The sequence below is a fragment of the Oceanobacillus sp. CAU 1775 genome (assembly GCF_054482815.1).
Map to the genome: position 1 here is coordinate 106,209 of NZ_JBTLRO010000004.1, position 15,473 is coordinate 121,681.

The 15,473-nt window shown below is 36.2% G+C and carries 15 protein-coding genes; 11 read left to right on the forward strand and 4 right to left on the reverse strand.

Translation table 11 applies throughout. From position 1 onward, the window contains the following. The first annotated feature begins 92 nt into the window (after positions 1–92). A complete protein-coding gene (gene putP, locus ACXYMZ_RS08455) occupies positions 93–1,571 on the forward strand; it encodes a sodium/proline symporter PutP (protein WP_458947957.1) in 1,479 nt (492 codons plus the stop codon). Between the two features lie 50 nt (positions 1,572–1,621). Here the strand turns inward: putP and ACXYMZ_RS08460 are convergent, their stop codons facing one another. Then, on the reverse strand, positions 1,622–3,097 hold the full coding sequence (locus tag ACXYMZ_RS08460) for a sodium:solute symporter family protein (protein WP_458947958.1): 1,476 nt from the start codon (positions 3,095–3,097) through the stop codon (positions 1,622–1,624). Then, a complete protein-coding gene (locus tag ACXYMZ_RS08465) occupies positions 3,094–3,282 on the reverse strand; it encodes a hypothetical protein (RefSeq protein ID WP_458947959.1) in 189 nt (62 codons plus the stop codon). The genes ACXYMZ_RS08460 and ACXYMZ_RS08465 overlap by 4 nt, the downstream gene beginning before the upstream one ends. Positions 3,283–3,489: 207 nt before the next feature. On the opposite strand from ACXYMZ_RS08465, the gene ACXYMZ_RS08470 reads away from it, so the two are divergent. Further along, positions 3,490–4,443: a DUF4349 domain-containing protein gene (locus tag ACXYMZ_RS08470; RefSeq protein WP_458947960.1), complete on the forward strand. Its 954-nt coding sequence runs from the start codon at positions 3,490–3,492 to the stop codon at positions 4,441–4,443. A gap of 75 nt (positions 4,444–4,518) precedes the next feature. Next, a complete protein-coding gene (locus ACXYMZ_RS08475) occupies positions 4,519–5,376 on the forward strand; it encodes a YtnP family quorum-quenching lactonase (RefSeq protein ID WP_458947961.1) in 858 nt (285 codons plus the stop codon). Positions 5,377–5,795: 419 nt separating this feature from the next. Here ACXYMZ_RS08475 and ACXYMZ_RS08480 read toward each other — a convergent pair whose 3' ends face one another. Beyond that, positions 5,796–6,110, reverse strand: coding sequence for a PepSY domain-containing protein (locus tag ACXYMZ_RS08480; protein ID WP_458947962.1), 315 nt, complete (start codon positions 6,108–6,110; stop codon positions 5,796–5,798). A 183-nt stretch (positions 6,111–6,293) separates the two neighbouring features. Here ACXYMZ_RS08480 and ACXYMZ_RS08485 point away from each other — a divergent pair, with 183 nt between their 5' ends. Both ACXYMZ_RS08485 and ACXYMZ_RS08490 read left to right on the forward strand, forming a co-directional pair. Then, entirely contained in the window at positions 6,294–7,361 is a 1,068-nt protein-coding gene (locus ACXYMZ_RS08485; RefSeq protein WP_458947963.1) for a M42 family metallopeptidase, read from the forward strand. Positions 7,362–7,418: 57 nt separating this feature from the next. Then, positions 7,419–7,934, forward strand: a complete 516-nt coding sequence (locus ACXYMZ_RS08490; RefSeq protein WP_458948173.1) for a DUF84 family protein — start codon at positions 7,419–7,421, stop codon at positions 7,932–7,934. A 17-nt stretch (positions 7,935–7,951) separates the two neighbouring features. Here the strand turns inward: ACXYMZ_RS08490 and ACXYMZ_RS08495 are convergent, their stop codons facing one another. Continuing rightward, on the reverse strand, positions 7,952–8,392 hold the full coding sequence (locus ACXYMZ_RS08495; protein WP_458948174.1) for a YtoQ family protein: 441 nt from the start codon (positions 8,390–8,392) through the stop codon (positions 7,952–7,954). 225 nt (positions 8,393–8,617) lie between these two features. On the opposite strand from ACXYMZ_RS08495, the gene ACXYMZ_RS08500 reads away from it, so the two are divergent. From ACXYMZ_RS08500 to murC, 6 genes are all read left to right on the forward strand, one after another. Continuing rightward, positions 8,618–8,935 carry a thioredoxin family protein gene (locus ACXYMZ_RS08500; RefSeq protein ID WP_458948175.1) on the forward strand — a complete coding sequence of 106 codons (318 nt, stop codon included), beginning with the start codon at positions 8,618–8,620 and terminating at the stop codon, positions 8,933–8,935. A gap of 31 nt (positions 8,936–8,966) precedes the next feature. After that, entirely contained in the window at positions 8,967–9,773 is an 807-nt protein-coding gene (locus ACXYMZ_RS08505) for a DUF1444 domain-containing protein (RefSeq protein WP_458947964.1), read from the forward strand. Positions 9,774–9,793: 20 nt separating this feature from the next. Continuing rightward, complete coding sequence (ytpR, locus tag ACXYMZ_RS08510) at positions 9,794–10,396, forward strand: YtpR family tRNA-binding protein (RefSeq protein ID WP_458947965.1); 603 nt, start codon at positions 9,794–9,796, stop codon at positions 10,394–10,396. A gap of 139 nt (positions 10,397–10,535) precedes the next feature. Next, positions 10,536–12,635, forward strand: coding sequence for a DNA translocase FtsK (locus ACXYMZ_RS08515; RefSeq protein WP_458947966.1), 2,100 nt, complete (start codon positions 10,536–10,538; stop codon positions 12,633–12,635). A 272-nt stretch (positions 12,636–12,907) separates the two neighbouring features. Next, positions 12,908–14,014: a nicotinate phosphoribosyltransferase gene (locus tag ACXYMZ_RS08520; RefSeq protein ID WP_458947967.1), complete on the forward strand. Its 1,107-nt coding sequence runs from the start codon at positions 12,908–12,910 to the stop codon at positions 14,012–14,014. A 125-nt stretch (positions 14,015–14,139) separates the two neighbouring features. Continuing rightward, positions 14,140–15,459, forward strand: coding sequence for a UDP-N-acetylmuramate--L-alanine ligase (gene murC / locus ACXYMZ_RS08525; protein WP_458947968.1), 1,320 nt, complete (start codon positions 14,140–14,142; stop codon positions 15,457–15,459). The last annotated feature ends 14 nt before the right edge of the window (positions 15,460–15,473 follow it).

Sequence of the window (15,473 nt, forward strand, 5' to 3'; positions counted from 1 at the left end):
TTAACTGTATTTTAAACTTGTTCATGTATAATAGAGAAATAAAAACTTGCTTGCAGGTTTTTAAATATATATAAATAAAAGGGGAGAGTTTCATGTCAGATCATACGTATCAGTTACTGGCAATTATTCTTTATTTTCTTGGGATGATTTTAATTGGTGTCCTATCCTACCGTAAAACGAAAGACTTCGATGACTATATGCTTGGAGGTCGGTCATTAGGTCCAGTAACATCTGCATTAAGTGCAGGAGCCTCAGATATGTCACAGTGGCTCTTAATGGGTCTACCTGGTGCATTATATGTGGCAGGGTTAGTTGAAATCTGGATGCCGATTGGTTTAGCAGCGGGTACTTGGTTAAACTGGAAAATCGTGGCGCCAAGACTTCGCACATATACACAAGTTGCGAATAATTCAATCACACTACCGAGTTTCTTTGATAACCGTTTCAAAAGGAATGCTAAGTTATTAAGAGTAGTCTCAGGGGCAGTAATCTTACTATACTTTACTTTCTATGTATCTTCAGGAATGGTTGCAGGGGGAGTATTCTTCCAAAGTGCATTCGGTTATGATTATTCGACTGGATTACTAGTTGTAGGTGGAATAACGATACTATACACGTTCATTGGTGGTTTCTTTGCGGTTACGTTAACAGATGTTATCCAAGGAACATTGATGTTCCTTGCGCTAATACTTGTACCATTAATCGGACTTTTTGCAACAGGCGGAATTGAAGCAACTATAAACAGCGCTTTAGAATTTAACCCTGATGCGTTTAGTGTTCTTTCAACAGCGACATTTGCTGGGGTTATATCTCTACTCGCATGGGGGCTAGGTTATTTTGGTCAGCCACATATTGTTGTACGTTTCATGGCGATTAAATCTGCTAAAGAAACGAAAGCAGCTAGACGAATTGGTTTTGGTTGGGTAGTACTTTCACTTGGTGGAGCAATTGCAACAGGTCTTGTAGGGGCAGCGTATTTCCAACAGAACCCAGGTGTAACACTAGAAAACCCAGAAACAGTTTTCCTAGCTTTAGGACAAATTCTATTCCATCCATTTATTGCTGGGATTATGTTAGCAGCAGTTCTTGCAGCAATTATGAGTACCGTTTCATCTCAATTACTAGTAACTTCATCAGCTTTAGTTGAAGATATTTATAAAGTAGTTTTCAAAAAAGAAGCAAAAGATTCAAGCTATGTTAACTTAGGTCGTCTTGCAGTACTTCTAGTTGCTTTAATTGCAATCTACTTTGCATGGGAGCAAAACGATACAATTCTTGGTCTTGTGGCATTTGCATGGGCAGGATTCGGTGCATCATTCGGACCTGTAATTCTACTTTCACTTTACTGGAAGAAGTTCACTAGTCAAGGTGCTCTCTGGGCAATGATTGTAGGGGCAGTAACAGTATTTACTTGGGGTAATATTGATGTTCTTACAAGTACACTTTACGAAATCGTACCAGGCTTTGTTTTAGCAATGATTGTTGGTGTGGTTGTAAGTAAATTAACTTACAAACCTGATCCTGAAATCGAAGCAGAATTTGACGAAGCAGTTAGAATGACGAAAGAATAATCTAAAAAACTATAAAAAATTGCCTCCTGTAAGTTGAAGGAGGCAATTTTTTATTTTCTTCTTTCAGCTTTTAATGCTGTTTTAACTACATCAAAGAATTCATCCGCTTTTTCTTTAGGAGGTTTAGTCATTAAGCTAACACTGACAAATATCACCGTTGATAAAACGATACCCCAGATACCAGAAGCTAGTCCTAAAGGTTTCACTTGGAATAATTCTAGTGCAATTACGATAGTCCCTGTGATGATGACACTCGATAACACTCCAGTTGCTGTACCCCGTTTCCAGAAAAATGTTCCGAAGATTGCTGGTACAACAATGATAAGTCCTGCAGATGAAGCAACAGATAATACTGCAATTAGATCTAATTGTAGTTCAGCAAAGAGATAAGCTAATATAGCGATAATCGGAATAACAATTTTACCAATCTGCAGTTGCATGCGATCGCTCGGACGTTTTTTTAAGTTACCGTATACATCTTTTGCGAACATAGAAGCAAGTGTTAAAAGAATCGAATCGATTGTGGAGATAGCAGCAGCCATAATTCCAACCATCACTATCACACCAAGAATTGGCGGTACAAGGTCAGATGATAAAATCATTGGTGTTGCTAAATCAACATTCTCTAGGTTAGGAAACATAATTGTTGCTGAGAATCCCCATAAGATTGCTACTAATGTATAAATAAGACCAAAAACCATAAAGCCCATAATCATAATTTTTAAATTTTTCAATGAAGAAGGCATAAATAATCGTTGACTAACCTGTGGATTGGAAAGACTGAAAAATAACCAAGGAATTGTCAATCCAATAAAGGTTAAAAAGCTAAAGAATCCATTTCCTGGGACAGTTAATGACTGGGGGTGTTCTGTTTCTAAAGTGTGAAAGAAGCCACTAAAACCACCAAGTCCATTTATTAACACAAGAATTACAATTGTAGCAGTTACAATCATAAATAGTGCCTGAAGAGAATCTGTCCAAGCGACCGACCGAATTCCTGCTATATAAGAGAATAATACTGCTAAGATTGTTGCAAAAATAACACCAGTTGTAAATGTAATTCCGTTATTTGTAACACCTGAAAGTAGATAACCAATACCTGTTAATTGAACGGCACTGTATGGGATGAGAAATAGACAGCTAGTAATAGCTACAACTACAGCTACTTTTTTATTTTGATATCGATCCCCTAGCATTTCAGATGGTGTGACATATCCATATCTTTTTCCAACAACCCAAAACCTTGGTCCAAAAAAGACAATAAGTGTAACTCCCATCAGGTAAATTAATTCAAACCCCAGTGCTCCAACTCCACCGTTATATGTAAGCCCTGCCAATCCAACGAGCATAAATGCACTAAACGTTGTTGCGCTGTAACTAAGTGCAGATACGATACCTCCTAGCTTACGATCTCCAAGAAAATAACCCACCATATCCCTCTGTTTACCTTTACGCGACATAAAAGCAATAATTAATGACACTACTGTATAAATCGCGATTGCCCACCAAACAAAAGATGTACTCATTCCTCTTTACCCCAATTCTTAATTAGTAGATAGTTAATACCAATCACAATCATTGTTAGTACAGTCCAAAATAAAAAGCTACCATACCATTTTTCTACGTTAGTAAGTGCAGTGAAAGGAATCACAAATGCTGCTAAAATACAAAGACCAATAATGACTGCAAATACCCCTTCATTCCTTCTCATGAAACTCCTCCTAAAGATTATTCTCCTATTATTGTGAAAAAAATCACATAAAAGAGAATAGTGTTTATACTTATTTTTTTAAAACACAGAACTTATATTACCAGAATAATTATGTTTAATCCACAATAATTATAAAATTGATGAAACTTTCATTTAAAGTATTCGACAGTTAGTTATATAGATAAGTTTAAAATTGGAGGGTCAATTATGAAAATGAAAATCTTTTTACTTTTAATTAGTATCATAATGTTAGGTGCATGTAGTAATCAAGATGCAGGTGAAGACTTTGCTTCTAATGATTCTGTAGTTGTAACGGAAGACAGAGGTGAAATGAGCTTTGAAGACAGTGAGGAAGAGAGCTGGTCGGGAGGTAATGAGGGAACTGAGGATGCTGATACAGATTCTGAAAGCATGACAAATGAAGACACAACTATTTCTGATGAAAATCGTAAAATTATCTATACTGCCGATTTATATATAGAAACGAATGATTACCAAAAAACTTTAAAAAGTATTCAAGGCGAGACTGCTAAGCTAGGCGGGTATGTTGTTGAATCCTCTATGTATAACGGCAGTACAGAAAATAGTCGGAGTGGCATGATTATTGTTCGAATTCCGCAAGAAGATTTCAATCGTTTTATTCAGCTAGTAGAATCAGAAAGTGAAAAAGTTATTGAGAAAAATATAGCAGGGCAAGACGTAACAGAGGAGTTTATTGACTTAGAGTCTAGATTAACCTCTAAACGGACAGTAGAAGAGAGACTATTAAGCTTCATGGAATCGGCTGAAAAAACAGAGGATCTGTTAACAATTTCAAAGGACTTAGCAAATGTTCAAGAAGAAATTGAAGTGATAATTGGACGAATGAATTATTTACAAAATAGAGCTGATTATGCAACAGTCACAATCTCTATCAGTGAAGATAATATTACGTTATCAACAATCGGCGATGACGAATTGAACACGTGGGAAGAAACGAAGAAACAATTCAAGAGAAGTATTAATTTTCTAGTCACAGCATTCTCTAGTATCATCATTTTTGTTGGAGGGAATTTCCCTGTATTATTCATCATCGGTTTGGCAGGGGTGTTTATCTATTTAGCTACTAGGAAGAAATGGAAAAGAGAATCAGATATAAATAACCATACGCCGAAAAAATGATTTGGTTTTTGACTATCCCTTTGATGATGATAGAATAAAGGCAGTTATTTATTATTGTTCAAAGGGGAGTAGGGCATGGAAACATTAGAAGTTGGTAGGGTAAAATTAACTTGGCTAAAGGGTGGCGTGAACTTTCTAGATGGTGGGGCAATGTTTGGAGTTGTACCAAAAGCACTTTGGTCAAAAAAATATCCTTTTAATGAAAAAAATCAAATAGAATTAAGAACAGATCCAATCCTTTTACAAGTCGATGGAAAAAACTTTTTAATTGATTCTGGTTTGGGGACAGATAAATTAAATGAAAAACAAATTCGAAATTTTGGAGTAAAAGAGCTTTCTTTCTTAGAGGATTCACTAAAGCAGCTTGATATCTCACTTGAATCGATTGAAGGTGTTCTAATGACACATCTTCACTTTGACCATGCAAGTGGACTGTCTAAATATAATGGAGATGATTATAAATCCATTTTCCCTAATGCGGTCATCTATACGAGTGCACTAGAATGGGAAGAAATGCGCAATCCCAATATTCGATCGGTCAATACATATTGGGAGATAAATTGGCGTCCAATTAAACATCAGATTGAAACATTTGTAGATGAAATTGAAATAGTCAAAGGACTGCGAATGATTCATACTGGCGGTCATAGTGAGGGCCATTCTATTATTGTATTTGAAGATGGCGATGATTCATTTGTGCATATGGGTGATTTAATGCCAACACATGCTCACCAAAATAAGCTATGGGCTTTGGCGTATGATGATTATCCTGTGGTATCTGTCCACGAAAAAGAAGCTTGGATGAATTTTGGATATGAAAAACAAGTTTGGTACACATTTTACCATGATGCATATTATCGGGCAGTGCGCTTCAATGAAACGGGCGAGAAAATTGCAGAAGTTAAAAGAGAACGTTATGAATATGAGGATTAAAGTAAAGTCTAAAAAAGACTGCCTTTCAAGGTTTAGTTCTTTCGCTGTACAAATCATTTAATAAACACGAGTTCCGTCAAATTGCTTGATGGAACTTTTTTAATAATAAGGCGCAGTTAAAGCTTAATGTTGTTTTGAGGATAACCCCGCTTCGGAAATATACTACGCTTTCCGCGGGCGGCTGGTGAGCCTCCTCGCACGCTTCGCGATGCTGTGGGGTCTCACCTATGCCTTTCTTCCCGCAGGAGTCTTCGTATATTTCCGAAGCTCAATTTACACTTCTTATTTCTTACTGGTTGATATATCAAGAATAGGCTTTAACATAGCCAATAACAAAAAAAGCAAGCGAATTTTTTATTCATTCACTTGCTAAAAGGTAAAACCTGAAAATGTGTTATAAGATAAAATTCAAGTAAGTTCTATGCTGTTTGAATACTGGAGACTACGCCACCAGTTTCAATATCTACATAGAATTCATATTGTTTATTCGTACCGTCTACATTTCTTGTAATTCCACCGCGATAAGCGTTGAAAATGAGGCCATTCTTTTCGATCTCCTCAGGTTTCATGTAAATCCAGGAACCACTTATAGGACCATTCTTTTTAAATGCTTCTTTTGCATTGCTCAATGCCTTTTCTGGCGTAATTTTCTTCTCTGAATCTAACTGTGATTTAACTAAATAACCTACTGCAAGTCCAATACCTACTGCAAGAACGAGGTTTCTCTTCTTCACCATTAACACTCCTTATCAAATGAAATATCTATTCAACTAAGTTTAGTATACCTTACTTAAGCTTAAATTTAAAACAAGAGCTTACAACTGTAAACTGGAAAGTTACCCTAATTATCCGTTATACTATAAACGGATTGTTTTCAATTGATATAATATAAATACAATTTGGTGGAGGGAATCGATTTGAATACGGATACTTTAGATTTATTCAAGAATTTAACAGAGTTACAAGGTGCTCCAGGAAACGAACATAAAGTCCGAGCATTTATGAAAAAAGAGTTAGAAAAATATGCTGATGAGATTGTCCAAGATAATCTTGGTGGAATATTTGGTGTAAAAAAAGGTGACGGTCCAAAAGTTATGGTAGCTGGCCATATGGATGAAGTTGGTTTTATGGTCACTCAGGTTACTAAAAACGGAATGCTTCGTTTTCAACCACTTGGTGGCTGGTGGAACCAAGTTATGTTGGCACAGCGTGTACAAGTGATGACGGATAATGGTCCAGTTATTGGAGTGATTTCTTCTATCCCACCACATCTATTAACAGAAGCTCAACGGAAAAAACCAATGGAAATTACAAATATGTTAATTGATATTGGTGCAGATGATCGAGCAGATGTAGAAAAAATTGGTGTTAAGCCAGGTGATTCTATTGTGCCAAATACTCCATTTGAGCCGATGGCAAATGAGAAGAAAATCCTAGCTAAGGCTTGGGACAACCGTTACGGCTGTGGGCTATCCATCGAATTATTAAAGGAATTACAAAATGAAACAACTCCAAATATGTTATATTCTGGTGCTACTGTTCAAGAAGAAGTTGGCTTACGCGGCGCTCAAGTTGCAGCTAATATGATTCAGCCTGATATCGCATATGTTCTTGATGCTTCTCCAGCTAACGATGCTTCAGGAGATAAAGATGCTTTTGGACAATTAGGTAAAGGTGCTCTCGTTCGAATTTTAGATCGTTCGATGATTACGCATCGCGGAATGAAAGAATTTATTCTTGATACAGCTGAAACCAATAACATTCCATACCAGTACTTTATTTCACAAGGTGGAACAGATGCAGGTCAAATTCATATTTCCAATGATGGGGTTCCAAGTGCTGTAATTGGCATCTGCTCACGTTATATTCACACTTCTGCATCAATTATTCATGTAGATGATTACGCTGCTGCTAAGGAACTATTGGTTAAACTAGTAAAATCAACAGACCAAAGCACAGTTGACTCGATTCGTAAAAATAGTTAAAGAAAATTGCTGCTACTATAAAAGTGGCAGCAATTTTTCTAATTTGAGGTGATTGTCATAGAGATTGTAGTTGGTTCAAATAACCCGACAAAGTTAAATGCTTGTGAAGTAGTATTTCCTGAATTCGACGTGAGACGTGCATCTGTTGCATCAAACGTATCTCCCCAACCATTATCGGATGAAGAAACGAGGCAAGGTGCGATCAACCGAGCGGTAGCTTCTGCAAAGTTAAACGATAATGGTTTAGGCATTGGTCTCGAGGGAGGAGTTATGATAGTTGAGAATGAACTTTATCTCTGTAATTGGGGAGCATTGGTTTCTCCAAAAGGAAAAATATATACAGCGAGTGGTGCAAGAATTGTTTTACCCCAGGCTTTTCTTAAAGATTTAAAGTATGGGAAAGAGCTTGGAGATCTAATGACAGTGTTTGCTCAAAAAGAAAATGTAAGGTCGAAAGAAGGAGCCGTTGGAATATTTACGAATGACGTTGTTGATCGAAGTGAAATGTTCACGCACGTTGTAAAATTACTTCGAGGCCAGTGGGAGTATAATAGAAAAGGAGCGCAGATTTGAACTGTGCTCCTTCATTATTATTCGTAAATGTAAGCCAAAACTTCTAGGGCTTGGTCCACCGTTTCAACAGTGATATTTGCCTTATTAGAAAGTTCTTTTAGTGGATGAATTAATTCCACTGGACGAACGATAATAGTCGGTTTATTCATCGTAATTGCTGCAGAAGCGTCCATTGCTGTATTCCACTGTTTATACTTTTCTCCAAATAGAGCGATAACGACATCTGATTTTTGCATTAAAACTTGAGTTCTTAAGTTGTTTACTGCTGAAGCAGCATCATCTTTATAGAATTTACCAGGCTGTTCCCCTAGTATGTTTTCTCCGATATCATCTGAAAGGTCATGACTTTCTTGTGGTCCCACAAATGTTAGTGGTAGGTTTTTTTCTTTTGCTTTTGTTTTTACTTGTTCACGCCAATCATCATGAATTTGACCAGCTAAATAAACTGTAAGTTCCATCAAACTAGCACCTCCGAATATTCAATCTTCTCTATCTTAAACAATTCAACTAAAAAAGTAAATGTAATACACTTATGAAACAATAAATCTATTAAACGAAATGCGTTAAGGGATTATTTTACCAGTGAATGGATGAACAAAGGCAAGAATCGAGTTGAGAAGGCTTGAGAATTGAATCAGAAGAAAAACAGGGGTATGATAAGAGAAGTAAAAGGAGCTGATTATATGCAATTACTACAAAGTGTAGATCAATTTAATCAATTAAAAGAAAATGAAAATGTTGTATTTATGTTTAGTGCAGGCTGGTGTCCAGATTGCCGTGTGATCGAACCAATATTACCTGAAATAGTTGAATCATATAAAGACTTTACATTTGTCGAAGTGAATCGCGATGATTATATTGAGCTTGCTCAAGAATTAAATATCTTTGGTATACCAAGCTTTCTAGCTTTCAAGAACGGTGAGGAAGTTGGACGCTTTGTTAGCAAGGATCGTAAAACGAAAGAAGAGATTACTCAGTTTATCGATGGCTTCGCTAAATAAAGATCTCAGTAATTGAAGGAGGTAAGCATCGATGAAAATGACGAGTACTAAGATGTACGATATTTTAAAAGAAAAACTGGATAATGAGCAATATACTTTTAAATTTAATCGTAAAGATGACAAGTTAAGAATTGAATGGAAAGATACAAAGCAGGGGCTAACACTAACGCTCCCTAATCTCATCGCTAAATATGATCGTCGCGGTGAGGAAGCAATTACTGAAGTGACAGAGCATATTTCAGAGGCTCTACGAATGATGAAACAAGAAGTAAATCTAATTGGAATGGAAAAGCATGTTTTCCCAGTTATTCGTTCTACATCTTTTCCGAGAAAAACAAAGACTGGAAAGAAACTTGTTTATCGTGACCATACAGCTGAAACTAGAATTTTTTATGCGCTTGATGAGGGAAAATCGTATCGCTTAATAGATGAAAGTTTACTGTCTGAAGCTGGTTGGACGAAGAAACGAACGGATGAAATCGCACTTTTCAATGCTAGATCATTGTCTACAGAACCGAAAGTCGACACGGTTGCCGATAATGATTTCTATTTTATCGCAACACAGGACGGCTATGATGCGTCACGTATTTTAAATGATGCATTTTTAGAAGAGATGAAGGTAAACATGAAAGGTGACATGGCTGTTGCAACCCCACACCAGGATGTTTTAGTTATTGCAGATATTCAAAATAAAACAGGCTATGATATCCTTGCTCAACTTACGATGAAATATTTTACGGATGGAAGGATACCAATAACCTCCTTGCCATTTATTTATGAGGACAAAAAGTTAGAGCCAATTTTCATATTAGCAAAAAATCGCCCAGAAAAAGATTAGAGAGGAAGAGAACCAGAACAATGAACGTATTTTATAATCCAAAAGGAATCGGTGATGTATTACTTATCCCTATAGAGGAAGGTAATCGTTACGAATTAAGCCACGAGAAATTTGGCGATATTACGAAAATTACTAGTAATGATGGCAAAGTATTAGGTTATAACATCTTTCAAGCATCTAAGCACTTTGAAATGAAAGAAACAGGTGCAATTAAATTAACTGAATCATTCTTAGACAATATCAGAGAATTTTTCCAGAAGAACAATCTTAATGACACACTAGATTTTGATTTAAGTCCGAAATTTGTTGTTGGTTATGTAACAGATAAATCTCAACATGAAAATGCGGATAAACTTAGTGTTTGTCAGGTGGATGTAGGTAATGAAACACTAAAAATTGTTTGTGGTGCTCCAAATGTGGATAAAGGTCAGAAGGTTGTAGTTGCTAAAGTTGGTGCAACAATGCCTAGTGGATTGCAAATCAAACCAACAGAATTACGAGGTGTTCCTTCAAACGGTATGATTTGTTCTCAAAAGGAACTGGGATTGCCTAATGCTCCAGAAGAAAAAGGAATCTATGTTTTAGATGAAACATACGAAGCTGGAGAAGAATTTGTATTTTAATATAAGATCTTAATTACGACGCATGCTGCCGTGACTTTCGAGCATGCGTCTTTCTTTTGGATAGAATACTACAAATTAATTGGAAAACTGGTAAAATGGAAGAAGTACGATGTATTGTAAGTAGAAAAGAGTGAAAGATATGTGGAAGCGATGGAAAGAAAAAGTAATACAGAAATTTAAAAATGAAAATAGCAATAATGATATAACTGATAAGCGATTGAATAGAACCGGTGAACAAGATATTAAGCCAAAGATTTCCTATCAATATCCGCGGGATAGATCTTTTCGGTTTCCAATAATTCCTGACGAAACGGTGCAAGCGTCTAAGAAAGAAGATGCTCCTGCATATGTTAGACGGAAACAACAGAGAAATACCGAACCCGTTCCGAGAAAGCGCACAAGTGAACAAGAGACACGAAAAATTTATAAACGAGAAAATGCGCCGCCTTTTCAAGCATCTGACGTGCCATCACCAATTTATGGTTTTCAAAAACCAAAAAATAAAATTGAGGATGTACCAGCTTTCCAACGTAAAAAAGAATCACAAGTAGAAAAAATAATCCAAGAAGATATTCCTTCTGAATCATACGAACCGATTACGGTAACTGAAGAAATAAAGCCTATTCACGAAGAAAAAAGGGTAGAAGAACAAAAAGAGAATAAAATGAAGTCAGAATTACCACAAAGAGTTAAATCTAGAAAAGATAGAAGAAAAGGTAAACAGGAAAATCAAGTTCATCCTTATAATGTTGTCATGAATCCAATAGATAAACAAAGATATCAAGAGAAGAAAAGAATGAAAGAAACCAGTACCATAAAACATTCGGAAGTGGTTAAACAGGAAGAAATACCACTGCATCTTTTAAATGATCCTATTCCTGTAAATGCAGAAAATGATTTATGGATGGAAGAACAACAACGAATGCTTGAACAAACATTAAGTCACTTTAATGTATCTGCGACGGTTGTTAAAGCAACACAAGGTCCAGCAGTTACAAGATTCGAAGTGCAACCTGATATGGGTGTGAAAGTTAGTAAGATAAGAAATTTAAGCGATGACTTGAAATTAAATATGTCTGCAAAAGATATACGTATTGAAGCACCGATACCAGGGAAAAATACAGTCGGTATTGAAGTACCGAACCCAACAGCTCAAACAGTTGGCTTGCAAGAAATCTTTGAAACAGAGCATTTTAAAGAAAGCAAATCGCCACTTTCTATTGCATTAGGACTTACAATTGAAGGTGAACCAAAAGTAACAAATATACAAAAAATGCCTCATGGGCTAATTGCTGGAGCAACAGGATCAGGAAAAAGTGTTTGTATAAACTCTATTTTAATAAGTATTTTATACAAAGCAAGCCATGAAGATGTGAAATTTTTATTAATCGATCCTAAAATGGTAGAACTTGCTCCGTATAATGGTATCCCGCATTTAGTTGCTCCTGTAATTACAGATGTAAAAGCAGCTACTCAAAGTCTAAAGTGGGCTGTAAATGAGATGGAAGAGCGCTATGAAAGATTTGTTAAAGAAGGCGTAAGAGATATTGAACGCTATAATAATAAAGTAATTAGTAGCGGTAGACGGGAAGAAAAAATGCCATTCATTGTAATTGTTATTGATGAGTTGGCAGATTTAATGATGATGTCTCCGCAAGATGTTGAAAATTCGATTAGTAGAATTGCTCAGAAAGCAAGAGCTTGTGGCATACATCTTTTATTAGCAACACAACGACCATCTGTTGATGTCATTACGGGATTAATAAAAGCCAATATCCCAACAAGAATTGCTTTTAGTGTTTCTTCACAGATTGATTCTAGAACAATACTTGATTCTGGTGGCGCAGAAAAACTCCTTGGAAAAGGAGATATGTTGTTTATCGAAAATGGTAAAGGGAAAAGTGTACGATTACAAGGCCCATTTGTATCCGATGAAGAAATTGAAAGAGTAACAGCATTTGCTAGGAGTATAGCCGAACCTAACTATTTATTTGAACAAGAACAACTATTGGAGCAGTTCCAGCCAGATGAGGACGTAGATGAACTACTAGAAGACGTCATTCAATTTGTTTTAAATCACGGAAGTGCTAGCACATCAATGTTACAACGTCATTTTAAAATAGGTTATAACCGAGCAGCTCGGTTAATCGATAATATGGAATTAAAGGGAATCATATCCGGTCAAAACGGTAGCAAACCTAGAGAAGTACTAGTAACCGAATCAGCGATTGATGCTTAGAACTTTCCACCTAGACTATGTTAATGTTTATATTCTTGATTTTTATATAAAAAATAAGAAAACTAAATTGAGCTTCGGAAATATACGAAGACTCCTGCGGGATGAAAGGCAACGGTGAGACCCCGCAAGTCGCTTGCGACTGAGGAGGCTCACCAGCCGCCCGCGGAAAGCGAAGTATATTTCCGAAGCGGGTTTGTTCCTCATATCAACAATTAGATTTAGTCTTGCCTTTACTAAAAATATCATAATGTTTACTATAAGGAGCTTAAGTCATGAAAGAAATTGAACAAAAATTATCAGGACAGATAGATCGCTTAACAAATAAAACATTCAAATTTGACGAAAGAATAGGTGAAGGATGGTTTTCAGCCGTCTACTTCTTAAAAACCAAGAAAATTGCCGAGGAAAAATTACCAAATAATTATGTTACTATGCAATTTTTCCAACGCAAAAATGCTGTTCTTTGTGGAACAGATGAAGTAATCGCATTGCTACATACCTTTGCTGAAAACCCTGAAACATTAGAAATTAATTCTTTAAAAGATGGCGACAAAATTAGTCCTTACGAAACTGTTTTAACGATTTCTGGTGCATATCAACAGTTTGGTTTCCTCGAAGGGATAATTGATGGAATACTAGCTAGAAGAACATCTGTAGCGACGAATGTATACAATGTGGTAAAAGCCGCGAGATTATCTGGTAAGCAAAAGCCCGTTATTTTTATGGGAGACCGTGATGATCATTATACAACTCAAGCTGGTGATGGGTACGCAGCATTCATTGGTGGCTCAACAGCCCAAGCAACACACGCGATGAACGAATGGTGGGGTAAAGAAGGTATGGGAACAATGCCACACGCACTTATTCAAATGTTTCGGGGCGATATTGTTGCAGCAGCAGAAGCTTACCATGAGATGTTCCCAGATGATGAATTAGCAGCTCTCGTTGACTATAATAATGATGTTATTACAGACTCACTAAAAGTAGCTAAAAAGTTTGGGGATAAATTAAGATCAGTCAGACTGGACACATCGAGAACTCTAGTAGATAAATATTTCTTAAGGAACCATCATTTGATGGGGACTTTTGATCCTCGAGGTGTTAATCCAGAATTACTCTTCGCATTACGGAGTGCACTTGATGAAGAAGGCTTTAGCCATGTTCAAATCATGGTTACTGGTGGATTTACCGAAGAAAGAATCAAAGAATTTGAAGATGCAAATGTACCAGTTGATATGTATGGAGTTGGTAGAAGTTTGTTAAATTTAAATGTTGGGTTTACAGGAGATCTTGTACTGCTGAATGGTTCACCAGAAGCGAAAGAAGGACGGAAATATCGTCCTAACCCTAGACTGGAACAAGTAGAATATCAACAATAACCTAGTGGGATAGGATGAAAGAAGCATGTTCATGTGGTAGATTGTTTGCTATAATGATTACTTGTGTGATAATCTATCACAAATAGTAAGTAAAATCCTTTTTGAACATTTGGAGGTTCTTTTTTATGACAACTTACCATTTTATTGGTATAAAGGGAACAGGGATGAGTGCGCTCGCCCAAATACTTTTCGACTCTAAAGAGAGAGTTCAAGGTTCTGATGTAAGCAAGTCATTTTTTACAGAAGAAGCACTTGTTAAGAAAGGTATTCCTATTCTTCCGTTTTCCGCCGATAATATAAAAGAAGAATATATTGTAATCGCAGGTAACGCTTTTTCTGATGATCATGAAGAAATACAAGAAGCAAAACGTTTAGGCTGTAAATTTTATAGATACCATGAATTTCTTGGAGAATATATTAAACAATATAAAAGTATTGCAGTAACTGGATCACATGGTAAAACATCGACTACTGGTTTACTTGTTCATGTCTTAAATGAGGCATTTCCAACTGCTCATTTAATTGGAGACGGAACAGGTCAGGGCTTTTTGGAAAGCGAATACTTTGTTTTTGAGGCATGTGAATATCGCCGCCATTTCTTGAGTTATGAACCAGACTATGCAATTATGACGAATATTGATTTCGATCATCCTGATTATTTTACTAGTGTTGACGATGTGTTTGACGCATTCCAGTCAATGGCTAATAAAGTTAAGAAGGGCATTATTGCTTGTGGGGATGACGAATATCTGCAAAGAATTACAGCAAAAGTACCAGTAGTTTATTATGGTTTAGGGTCAGGAAATGATTTTCAAGCACAGAATATTAAGATTACTGAAGATGGAACAACTTTTGATGTCTTTGTAAGAAATACATTCTACGATACATTTACAATCCCTCTATTTGGGGATCATCATATACTTAATGCGCTAGCAATTATTGCAATTTGTCATTATGAAAATATGGAAGTTGATGATATTAAAAAGTTAAGTACATTTTCTGGAGTGAAACGTCGTTTTTCAGAAAAGAAAATTGGCGACCAAGTTATAATTGATGATTATGCACATCACCCTAGAGAAATCATGGCAACAATTGAATCGGCTCGAAAGAAATACCCAACAAAAGAAATTGTTGCAGTATTCCAGCCACATACATTTACGAGAACAAAGACTTTTCTACAGGAATTTGCGGATAGTCTTTCAGGAGCAGATGCTGTCTATCTATGTGAAATATTTGGATCTGCCCGAGAAGAACAAGGTAAGCTGACCATTGGTGACTTACAAGAATTAGTGGATGACTGTGAAATTCTCGATATTGAAGAAACCCATGTCCTTGAACAATATAAAGATGGTGTAATTATCTTTATGGGAGCAGGAGATATCCAAAAGTTTATTGAAGCATATAAATCAGAAACAGATGCTCTTGATGAATTTATTACCAAATAAAAACTTGTAGATTT

Bases quoted from the DNA above. Each gene is read 5' to 3' on its own strand.
- putP (WP_458947957.1), top strand. From the start codon at position 93: ATGTCAGATCATACGTATCAGTTACTGGCAATTATTCTTTATTTTCTT.
- ACXYMZ_RS08460 (WP_458947958.1), bottom strand. From the start codon at position 3,097: ATGAGTACATCTTTTGTTTGGTGGGCAATCGCGATTTATACAGTAGTG.
- ACXYMZ_RS08465 (WP_458947959.1), bottom strand. From the start codon at position 3,282: ATGAGAAGGAATGAAGGGGTATTTGCAGTCATTATTGGTCTTTGTATT.
- ACXYMZ_RS08470 (WP_458947960.1), top strand. From the start codon at position 3,490: ATGAAAATGAAAATCTTTTTACTTTTAATTAGTATCATAATGTTAGGT.
- ACXYMZ_RS08475 (WP_458947961.1), top strand. From the start codon at position 4,519: ATGGAAACATTAGAAGTTGGTAGGGTAAAATTAACTTGGCTAAAGGGT.
- ACXYMZ_RS08495 (WP_458948174.1), bottom strand. From the start codon at position 8,392: ATGGAACTTACAGTTTATTTAGCTGGTCAAATTCATGATGATTGGCGT.
- ACXYMZ_RS08500 (WP_458948175.1), top strand. From the start codon at position 8,618: ATGCAATTACTACAAAGTGTAGATCAATTTAATCAATTAAAAGAAAAT.
- ACXYMZ_RS08505 (WP_458947964.1), top strand. From the start codon at position 8,967: ATGAAAATGACGAGTACTAAGATGTACGATATTTTAAAAGAAAAACTG.
- ytpR (WP_458947965.1), top strand. From the start codon at position 9,794: ATGAACGTATTTTATAATCCAAAAGGAATCGGTGATGTATTACTTATC.
- ACXYMZ_RS08515 (WP_458947966.1), top strand. From the start codon at position 10,536: ATGTGGAAGCGATGGAAAGAAAAAGTAATACAGAAATTTAAAAATGAA.
- ACXYMZ_RS08520 (WP_458947967.1), top strand. From the start codon at position 12,908: ATGAAAGAAATTGAACAAAAATTATCAGGACAGATAGATCGCTTAACA.
- murC (WP_458947968.1), top strand. From the start codon at position 14,140: ATGACAACTTACCATTTTATTGGTATAAAGGGAACAGGGATGAGTGCG.